This is a genomic window from Vibrio sp. D173a (assembly GCF_030248475.1).
On the sequence record NZ_JAHGAH010000143.1, the window covers coordinates 1 to 9,949 of the forward strand.

The window sequence follows — 9,949 nt, forward strand, 5'->3', positions numbered from 1 at the left end:
CTCCTACTCGATTTTGCGTTTTATTGGTTAAAGCTTTTCACGGGTGTGTAGCCGTAATCGGCAATCGCTTTTTGGCCTTGTTCCGATTTCAGGAACTTCACGAACTCTTTGCCTGCGTTATCCAAACCATCTACTTTGTACAAAACTAAGAAAGGGCGAGCCAATTTGTACTTGTGGTTGGCGATGTTGCTTGCGGTTGGCTCGGTACCTTCAAACTGAATCGCTTTTATTGAGCGATCCACTGAGCCGACGGAGATAAAGCCGATAGCGTGTGGGTTGTGGTTAACAATGGTTTTAACCATGCTGTTGCTGTTTACCACTAGGTTGTTTGGGTTGATGTCCGATACTAAACGGTCGTTGATGATCTTAGTGAGGCCTAGCAAGCTTTCAAAGCTATAGCGAGAGCCAGAAGACGCTTCACGTGTTACCACGGCAATGGGTTGGTCTGCGCCGCCGACTTGTTTCCAATTGTCGATTTTACCTTTGTAGATATCAAACAGTTGTTGCTCCGAAAGGTTGGTGACAGAGTTAGTGCGGTTAACAACAACAGCAAGACCATCGTAAGCGATAGGGAATACGTTGAGGTCTTCGCCTTTCTCTCTTTCTGTTAAGTAGCGCGAGCTCATTCCAATCTCAACCACGCCCTTGTTCACCATGGTGATACCAGCGCTTGAGCCAATGCCCTGTACGGCAATGTAATCGTCAGGATGCGTTTTATTATATTCTTCAGCCAGTACATCCATTACGCGTGCAACAGAGGTAGAACCGGAAATATTGACTTCTTTTGCCACAGCAGAAGGAAGGGACAGAGCCATGGCTAGTAAGGTCGCCACAGAAAGACGTAACATATTGAACTCCAAATACGGTATAAAGCAGCGCTCATCATATTTCGTTCAGGTTACACTTTTGTGAATGCGCATCGATATCCATAGCGAATGATCGATTGCTCTCGGTTTAAACGGATAGTTATCAATAATATGCGAAGGGCGGCTTTTACCGATTTGAAACATAAGAGGTGACGCAGTTAGCTTTTCGTCGTTAAATGGAGTGATATTCTAGCCTTGAGCGAGCGCATGCCTCGATGGTGATTTCTGCCTCTCTCAGGTACTTGGGTATATACTAAGAACAACATATCAGGAGTAGGCTCATGTCCGTGTCTCAAATGGCGACCAGTCGTCTGCACAAATTGGTTCAAACGCTCTGCGCTAGGCGCAATGTCAATTTGCCGGTAGAAGCGATAGGCAAGTGCTTGTACGAGCCCATAGAGAACGGTGTTGAGCTTTATCATGCGCACTTCTTGCTTGATTCACAGCACAGTGAATATACGTCTCCCATTGCTAAAATCCTGTTTGATGCCAAAACTCAGCTTTGGTGTTTCTACGTGCCAACGTATCGTGGAGAAGATCTGGTGTGGGTACCTTATGAAAGGCTACCGATGAGTGAAACGCTTGAGGTGCTTCTCGCCGAATTAGAGAGCGATCCTCAAGCGTGTTTTTGGGACTAACGACAGTTTCTATCTGTTAATCCTCTATCCGCTAACCCTGTCACCGTTTCGTGCCATGCCATGCGTTACTTCGCAATTTGGCTACGAAACTCTTTAGGCGTAATTCTGTAAATCGATTTAAACGCGGTACTAAAGTGTGCGGTACTCTTAAAGCCAGATTCAAATGCAATTTGAGTAATCGACTTCTGTGACACACGCAGTTGCGTTGCTGCGTGGTTGATGCGTTTCACCTTCAATATGAGCGAGAACGAGAGGTTTTCTGCTGCCAGTCTGCGTTTCAATGTCGCGATAGACATGCTCATGTGCGTTGCTAGCGCTTCTAATGTGATGTCTTTCTCGATGTTCTTTTCAATGTACTTAATCGCCTTCTGAGACGCGGTGAGGCTGCTTGCGTCATCAATGATAGATAGAATGTCTGGCTGTAATTCGACCATCAGTGATAGTAGTGAAAGCGCAATATGACCTTGAGCGTATTGCGGTGCTTTATTGTCCGCTAACTCAATTAACGTGTCTTTAAGCTTTGCAATCGAGGATTGGTTTTCAGAAGAAAAAGGGTAGAAGCGGCGTTCTTCTGTTTCTGACTGTACGCCCGGATGGGCAGATTTAAACTCGCTGAACAAGCCAATATCAAACACTAGCGCTACGGCTTTGAACACGCCGGGCTTGGCTTCGGCACTGCGTAGGTCTGCGGAGTTATAAAGGGTGAAGTCTCCGGCGTTTAATTCAATTCGCTCACCACTTGGCTGGTTAATGATGAGTGAGCCTTCTTCAACAACATATAAGCCATTGTGGGTGGCGGTGTAGCGTTCACTTTTGCGAGCAGTGAAGTGATTAAAGCGAATGATCTCAATGTTCGGCATATTCGTTCTTATCTTTCTTGCATGACGTATAAAAAAGGCGCTCACTTGAGCGCCTTTAAACTTCAATCGGTATTATTCACTTACAGTTTCTTCTGCTTGTGTTGCTGGTTTATCAGCAAATACCTGGGTTGGCTTTGCAACGATGCTGCGGTTCTCTTGGTTCACGTCCGCTAGAACGATTTCCAATGTATCACCTAACTTGTATACCACTTCTTTATCGATAGAAATGGTACCGTTGTCGCCGTTACACTCAATTCTTTCTTTATTATCAAGAATCAAGCTACCAGGAATAAAGGCCGCTGCGCCATTTTCGAGAAGTCGAACACGTGCACCAGCACGATTAATATCAAAAATCTCAACTGTGAAACACGTTTGTTTGCTTGGCTCTTCCGCAAGAGTACGTGCGTATAGCCAATCTGATACGTTTCGCTCGGCAATTTTGTGATGTTTACGGTGAAGAGCCAGCTCTTCGCCCACTTCATCGTCTGGTTTTTGAACAGGTTCTTTGTTCAAAATGACTGCTTTTAGCATGCGGTGGTTGATCATGTCACCGTATTTACGGATTGGTGAAGTCCAAGTCGCGTAGATATCAAGACCCATTGCGTAATGAGGAAGAGGTTGATTGCCCACTTCGCTGTACGTTTGGAACTTGCGAATGCGGTTATCTAAGTATGAGGTCTCTTGCTCACCTAACCAACGACGAAGCGCTGCGAAGCCTTCTAGTGTTGCGATAGATTCAGCAGTGAACTCTAGTGCGCCTTCTGGGTTTACCAGTTCAACCACTTCTTCAATTTTCTCAGCTTTGAAGCCAGCGTGTGTGTTGAATACGCCTGTTTCAAATTTCTCGCGTAGTGTACGACCCGCACAGATGTTTGCTGTGATCATTGACTCTTCAACTAGGCGGTTTGCGCTACGACGCATGTCAGCGTGGATCGCAACAACGTCGTTGTCTTCGCTTAGTTCGAAGCGGTAATCAGGACGGTCTGGGAACACAACTGCGTTCTTTTCACGCCACTCAGCACGGGCGCGAGAGAAATCGTATAGGTCACGAACGATAGTCGCGATCTCTTCTGACGGTTGCCATTTATCCGAGCTGTCGTTCTCTAGCCAATCAGATACGTTGTCGTATGCTAGACGAGCATGTGATTTGATGTTGGCAGCGAAGAAGTTAATGTCATCACCAATCACACCATCTTTGTTTACTGTTACTGTACAGCAGATAGCAGGGCGGATTTCACCTTCGATTAGAGAACACAAGTTGTCCGCTAGATCGCGAGGCAGCATTGGGATGTTACGACCTGGTAGGTAGATAGTGTAGCCACGTTCACGCGCGACTTTATCCATGTCATCTTCAGGTGTGATGTACGCTGTTGGGTCTGCGATTGCGATAGTGAGTTCGAAATCGCCAGATTCTGTTTTCTTCGCGTACAGTGCATCGTCCATATCTTTGGTTGATTCACCATCGATAGTCACGAAAGGAACGTGAGTCATGTCTATGCGTTCTAGATCCGCGTCGTCTTTTAGTTCCCAGTTCTCGATGCCTGCTGGTTCAGAGTTTGGTAGATCGTTTTGCGCTAGCGTTACCCACCAAGGCGCAATCTTGTCGTTTGCATCGGTAATCTTCTCAGAAATTTCTACGAAGAAGGAGTTATCGCCTTTAAGCGGGTGGCGAATAAGGTGCGCAACAACCCAATCGCCTTCTACGAACTCGTCAGGTTTTAGGCCTTTCTTTAGTTTCGCTTTAAGGGAGAGCTTTTTCAGCTGTGGGTGATCGGGTGCAACGTTTAGCTTGCCTTTGAACATTTTTACTCGGCCAATAAAGCGAGTTACGGCTTGTTCTAGCAGCTCTTGTGGTTCAGCGACTTCACGTTCGTTTTCAGTGCGGATAATGGCAACGACTTTGTCGCCGTGCATGCACTTTTTCATGTACGCTGGTGGGATGAAGAAGCTGGTTTTGCTGTCCACTTCCAGGAAGCCAAAGCCTTTATCGGTTGCTCTGATTGAGCCTTCTTTTTTAGGCAGGTTTTCTTGAATTTGCTGCTTAAGCTGAGCTAATAGCGGGTTATCTTGAAACATCTTTTCTTAACTTACCAATGGAATTGGGCACACTATAATCATTGCGCACTATTATTACTACCTAAAGCACACAAATTCGCTGTGAATTATTGATGAATTGAACGGCGTACTGGTGCTTTTCTCTCCGGAGAATGGGGGGAGAGGTGGAAATTTATGCGAATAATACCATTAGTGAGAATAAATTGTGATGTAATTCAATTTTTTCTAGCTTTTTTTATGCATTTAAGGAATAATCCGCCTCCCTTAGTCGTCCCTAATGGCTTATCGCGGTTGTGTACTGTACTAGCTCCTGTCTGAACGGATTTAGTAAACGGATGGATCAGTATCGAATTGGAAGAGCATATGGGACTGTTTTTTTGTTTAATTAAGTAGGATCCCAATGCAAGATTCTGTTATTCAATTCAGCGATTTATCTCTGAATGATTCTATCCTTTCTGCTCTAGACGGAATGGGTTTCGTGTCACCAACTCCAATTCAGGCTGCGGCAATCCCACACCTGTTGGAAGGTGCTGACGCGCTGGGTAAAGCACAGACGGGTACAGGTAAAACGGCAGCATTCTCTCTGCCTCTTCTAAACAAGCTAGATCTTGGCCAACGCAAACCACAAGCAATCGTACTTGCTCCAACACGTGAGCTAGCGATTCAGGTTGCGGCTGAAATGAAAAACCTTGGTAAAAACATCAAGGGTCTTAAAGTTCTAGAGATCTACGGTGGTGCATCTATCGTGGATCAAATGCGTGCACTAAAAAGTGGTGCTCACGTTGTTGTTGGTACTCCTGGCCGTGTTCAAGACCTTATCAACCGTGAACGTCTACATCTAGACGAAGTAAATACTTTCGTACTTGATGAAGCGGACGAAATGCTAAACATGGGTTTCGTGGACGACGTAACTGCGATCATGGAGCACGCTCCTGAATCAGCTCAACGCGTTCTGTTCTCTGCAACTATGCCTCCAATGCTGAAAAACATTGTTGAGCGCTTCCTACGTGATCCTGTAACGGTAGACGTTGCTGGTAAAAACCACACTGTTGACAAAGTTCAACAACAGTTCTGGGTAGTGAAGGGTGTAGAGAAAGATGAAGCTATGTCTCGTCTTCTTGAAACTGAAGAAACTGACGCGTCAATCGTATTCGTACGTACTCGTCAAGACACTGAGCGTCTAGCTGATTGGCTATCTGCACGTGGCTTTAAAGCTGCTGCACTGCACGGTGATATTCCTCAGTCTCTACGTGAGCGTACTGTTGATCACATCAAGCAAGGTGTTATCGACATCCTAGTTGCAACTGACGTTGTTGCTCGTGGTCTTGATGTTCCACGTATTACTCACGTATTTAACTACGACATCCCATTCGATGTTGAATCTTACATCCACCGTATCGGTCGTACTGGCCGTGCTGGACGTAAAGGTAAAGCGATCCTTCTAGTTCGCACTAACCAAATCCGTATGCTTCGCACTATCGAGCGCGTAACTAAGTCATCTATGGAAGAAACCCAACTTCCTCTACGTGACCAAGTTGCAGAAGCTCGTCTAAACAAGCTAGCGGCTGAACTGGAAGCAGAGAAAGAGCACAAAGCACTAGACAAGTTCGCTGAGCTTGTAGAGAAACTACAAACTTCTCTAGAAATCGATCCAGCGATGCTTGCTGCAATGCTTCTTAAGCGTCAGCAAGGTAAACGTCCTCTGTTCTACATTGGCGAAGACCCAATGGTAGAAGCGATTGAACGTGACAAGCAACGTCGTAAAGAGCGCCGTGAAGGTGGTCGTGACGGCGGTCGTAACTTCAACAACCAAGACTGGGATACTTACCAGCTTCAAGTTGGTCGCGAACAAGGTGTTCAAGTTAAAGATATCGTTGGCGCTCTAGCAAACGAACTAGGTCTAGGCAAAGGTTCTATCGGTGCGATCAAGCTAGCGCAAGGTCACACATTCGTACAGCTACCTAAAGCAATGACTTCAGACGCTGCGAACAAACTAAGCAAGCTACGTATCCGTCAACAAGATGTTGGTGCTGTAGTATGTGACTTCGATGACTTCCGTGAGTCTCGTGGTGGTCGTCGCGATGGCGGTCGTCGTGATGGCGGCGGTTACCGTGGTAACCGTGATGGCAACCGCGAAGGTGGTCGTCGCGAAGGTGGCTTCCGTGGTAACCGTGACGGCAACCGCGATGGTAACCGTGAAGGTGGCGAACGTCGTTTCGACCGCAACCGTGGTGGTGATCACCGTGGTGCACACCGTGGTGAACGTGGTCACGGCCGTGGTCGTCGCTCACAAGAAGCATAATTGCTTAATCGCTAGATGAATTTAAAAACCGAGCCAAGTGCTCGGTTTTTTTATGCGCGTCGAATATGAGTTTGTTCTTCTTCGTGGTTGTTTACCCAGTTAATGACTTCATGCAGCGGCAGTGCAGGGCAAAATAGGTAGCCTTGAATGATGTCACAGCCTCTGCTGCGCAAGAAATGCAATGTATCCAAATCTTGTACACCTTCTGCGACTACCGAATAGCCTAAGCCATGGGCGAGGACGATGGTGTTCTCGACAATGGAGCGGGTGCTTTCTGTCTTGCTTGCGGTGCTCAGGAAAGAACGGTCGATTTTGATCTGATCGACAGGTAAGTCTCGCAATAGTGAAAGGGAAGAATAGCCAGTCCCAAAATCATCCAAACTAATCTTGATACCCAGCCTCTTAATCTGGTTAATAAGTGGGTTGAGTTCCAAGACACGATCAATCGCCATCGTTTCAGTGATCTCAAGGCCAATTAGGTTTTCAAAGCTAGGGTTGTCGCTCAGCATTTTCTCAAGCCTTGAGAAAAGGAGATTTGAGGAGAGATCTTTGGCTGATAGGTTAACGTGTACAGGCAGCCGGATACCTTGTTCGATTAAGCTCAGTAAGTCCTTCTCTGCTTGGTCTAGTACCCACATTGTAATGTTATGTACCTGATTACTCCGCTCAGCGATTGGAATAAAGTCGTTAGGAGAGATGTTTTTTCCATTACTATCTTGCCATCGGATCACCGCTTCAAACCCCACAGCAAGGCTGGTATGGGCATCGATCAGAGGTTGGTAATATAGCTGAAACTCTTCTTTCTCTAGGGCGCATTGAATTCGAGAGGAAATTTCAAGTTGATATTTGGCTCCGACGTTCATGTCTTCGTTATAAAACGCCATCAACTGTCCATTACGCTTTGCATGGTACATGGCGATGTCTGCGCACTTGATAAGAAGATCGTTTGACTCCGCATCGAAAGGAAAGGTGCTCAAACCAAAAACCACGCGAGAAGAGACCTGAAATTCACCGAGGTTGAAGCGTTGGGACATCGCACTATCTAGCCGCTCAACTAAGTTTGAACCTGCACCATACTCAGCACACGAAGTGAGAATAACGAATTCGTCGCCACCGACTCTGAAAATCTTGTCATCTCCGCTCAACTCAGTTTGTAATCTTTGACCGATTTGGATGAGTAGCTGGTCTCCACTGAAATGCCCCATAGCATCATTAATCTGTTTAAAGTTGACTACATCAAAAAGTATGACAGAGAAGGGGGCGCTTTCTTGGATTCGGTTATCGATTTGTTCAAAGCAAAACTTTCGGTTGGGTAGGCCAGTAAGAGCGTCATGAACAGCGTTGTGTTTTTCTCGCTCCGCGACTGCATGTAGCTCGTGTATCGAATCATTACTCCATTTGATAACGAGCACGACGAAGATGCTGCCACCTAGCAGCAGTAGCGCAAGCCCCGTTTCTAACAAGGTAGCAACAGGCTTGTTGATGATCTCGTGAAGAAAAGTAGCATAGGCAAATATGAACCCAGTAATAAAAACCAACAGTACGATCCATCCCGGAACGTCGGTTTTCGAGCAAATATTTTTTGTCATCTGCCATCCCCAGCAGAGCAAAAGTAGACCTATGATAACTAGTACAAAGGCAAATGTGGGCACGCTATTATTCCGAATTATTGATATGTTTGTAACTTCTGAATCCCCTATAAACAACTTAGCTCATACTTTTGGTTTTGTACAAATATGAGTATTCATACATTTGTTGTAACAACAGATATTTTTTAGTCTTCAAATAAAATCCAAACTTGTCATAGATCAACAAAAAATGTCCAACTAAATAACTAACACTAAAAGATAGTTGAAAGATTAAAAAATTATTGAATAATAGAAGGCGCAAACAAGAAGTACGCAGCGCGGAAGCGCAATTACAAAACCTCTGCTCCACAACAGGAAACTATTTCATGTCTAATTCGTTTGTACTGGTGATCAACTCAGGTAGCTCATCACTAAAATTTGCAGTAATCGACTCTCAATCAGGCGATGCTGTGCTAAGTGGTCTGGGCGAATGCTTTGGTCTATCAGACGCTCGTATGAGCTGGAAATTCAACGGTGAGAAAAAGGAAATCGCAATCGAAGGCGATGATAGCCATCACAAGATCGCTATTGGCAAGCTGGTAGGTTTAACCGAAGAGTTAGGTCTAGCTCAAGACATCGTTGCTGTGGGGCACCGTATCGTTCACGGTGGTGAGAAATTCACTCAAACTGTGCGTATCACTGAAGAAGTTACTGCGGAAATCGAAAAACTTGCGGATCTTGCTCCACTACATAACCCTGCAGGTGCTATCGGTATTCGTGCTGCTGTTGAAGCGTTTCCAAGCCTTCCTCAGTTTGCTGTGTTTGACACTGCGTTCCACCAAACAATGCCTCAACGCGCATTCACAGGTGCAATCGCGAAAGAACTTTACACAGACTTCGGTATCCGTCGTTACGGTTTCCACGGCACTAGCCACTACTTTGTAAGTCGTGAAGCTGCGAAGATGATTAACAAGCCGGTTGAAGAATCGAGCTTCATCTCTGTTCACCTGGGTAACGGTGCTTCTGTTTGTGCAATCAACAACGGCGAATCTGTCGATACATCTATGGGCTTCACGCCACTATCTGGTCTAATGATGGGCACACGTTGTGGTGACTTAGACCCAGGCATCATTGAGTACCTTCTAAAGAAAGGTTGGTCTCAAGAGAAAGTGTTCAACTCATTGAACAAAGCTTCTGGCTTCTTAGGTGTGTCTGGCCTAACAAGCGATGCACGCGGTATTTTGGAAGCGATGGAAGAGGGCCACGAAGGCGCTGCTCTAGCATTCCAAGTGTTCACGTACCGTGTGTCTAAATACATTGCGTCTTACCTTGCTGCTCTTGATTCATTCGACGGCATCATCTTCACAGGCGGTATCGGTGAAAACTCTATGCCAATCCGTCGCGAAATCCTAAGCAACCTAAAACTGCTTGGTTTCGTTGAAGATGTGAAAGGCAACGAAGATGCTCGATTTGGTAACGCAGGTGTTGTTGCTACATCTGAGTTACTTGGTGCGAAAGCGCTAGTTATTCCTACCAATGAAGAGTGGGTTATCGCTCAACAGTCGGTGGAACTGCTGTAAAACGGCAAAAATTTTGGGAACTAAGTCAAAGCCCTTTCCTACCGGAAAGGGCTTTTTTTAGTGCGCCGAGCATGGCGTTG

Annotated in this window: 7 protein-coding genes; 3 read left to right on the forward strand and 4 right to left on the reverse strand. The window is 45.8% G+C overall.

Translation table 11 applies throughout. The annotated features are described in order from the left end of the window. Positions 1 to 20 precede the first annotated feature (20 nt). The gene (locus KIV40_RS15690; protein ID WP_255959225.1) at positions 21 to 848 is read right to left on the reverse strand and encodes a phosphate ABC transporter substrate-binding protein; all 828 of its coding nucleotides are present in this window, start codon (positions 846 to 848) and stop codon (positions 21 to 23) included. A 299-nt stretch (positions 849 to 1,147) separates the two neighbouring features. Here KIV40_RS15690 and KIV40_RS15695 point away from each other — a divergent pair, with 299 nt between their 5' ends. Beyond that, positions 1,148 to 1,504, forward strand: coding sequence for a DUF3024 domain-containing protein (locus tag KIV40_RS15695; protein WP_038892598.1), 357 nt, complete (start codon positions 1,148 to 1,150; stop codon positions 1,502 to 1,504). Between the two features lie 65 nt (positions 1,505 to 1,569). Here KIV40_RS15695 and KIV40_RS15700 read toward each other — a convergent pair whose 3' ends face one another. Then, the gene (locus tag KIV40_RS15700; RefSeq protein ID WP_285350140.1) at positions 1,570 to 2,364 is read right to left on the reverse strand and encodes an AraC family transcriptional regulator; all 795 of its coding nucleotides are present in this window, start codon (positions 2,362 to 2,364) and stop codon (positions 1,570 to 1,572) included. 72 nt (positions 2,365 to 2,436) lie between these two features. Next, entirely contained in the window at positions 2,437 to 4,440 is a 2,004-nt protein-coding gene (rnb, locus tag KIV40_RS15705) for an exoribonuclease II (protein WP_285350141.1), read from the reverse strand. Positions 4,441 to 4,819: 379 nt separating this feature from the next. Here rnb and KIV40_RS15710 point away from each other — a divergent pair, with 379 nt between their 5' ends. Continuing rightward, the gene (locus KIV40_RS15710; protein WP_285350142.1) at positions 4,820 to 6,721 is read left to right on the forward strand and encodes a DEAD/DEAH box helicase; all 1,902 of its coding nucleotides are present in this window, start codon (positions 4,820 to 4,822) and stop codon (positions 6,719 to 6,721) included. A gap of 50 nt (positions 6,722 to 6,771) precedes the next feature. Here the strand turns inward: KIV40_RS15710 and KIV40_RS15715 are convergent, their stop codons facing one another. Continuing rightward, positions 6,772 to 8,310 (reverse strand): bifunctional diguanylate cyclase/phosphodiesterase, encoded by a 1,539-nt coding sequence (locus KIV40_RS15715; protein WP_285350143.1) that lies wholly within the window; start codon positions 8,308 to 8,310, stop codon positions 6,772 to 6,774. A 365-nt stretch (positions 8,311 to 8,675) separates the two neighbouring features. On the opposite strand from KIV40_RS15715, the gene KIV40_RS15720 reads away from it, so the two are divergent. Continuing rightward, positions 8,676 to 9,869: an acetate/propionate family kinase gene (locus KIV40_RS15720; protein ID WP_005428703.1), complete on the forward strand. Its 1,194-nt coding sequence runs from the start codon at positions 8,676 to 8,678 to the stop codon at positions 9,867 to 9,869. The last annotated feature ends 80 nt before the right edge of the window (positions 9,870 to 9,949 follow it).

Bases quoted from the DNA above. Each gene is read 5' to 3' on its own strand.
- KIV40_RS15690 (WP_255959225.1), bottom strand. From the start codon at position 848: ATGTTACGTCTTTCTGTGGCGACCTTACTAGCCATGGCTCTGTCCCTT.
- KIV40_RS15695 (WP_038892598.1), top strand. From the start codon at position 1,148: ATGTCCGTGTCTCAAATGGCGACCAGTCGTCTGCACAAATTGGTTCAA.
- KIV40_RS15710 (WP_285350142.1), top strand. From the start codon at position 4,820: ATGCAAGATTCTGTTATTCAATTCAGCGATTTATCTCTGAATGATTCT.
- KIV40_RS15715 (WP_285350143.1), bottom strand. From the start codon at position 8,310: ATGACAAAAAATATTTGCTCGAAAACCGACGTTCCGGGATGGATCGTA.
- rnb (WP_285350141.1), bottom strand. From the start codon at position 4,440: ATGTTTCAAGATAACCCGCTATTAGCTCAGCTTAAGCAGCAAATTCAA.
- KIV40_RS15700 (WP_285350140.1), bottom strand. From the start codon at position 2,364: ATGCCGAACATTGAGATCATTCGCTTTAATCACTTCACTGCTCGCAAA.
- KIV40_RS15720 (WP_005428703.1), top strand. From the start codon at position 8,676: ATGTCTAATTCGTTTGTACTGGTGATCAACTCAGGTAGCTCATCACTA.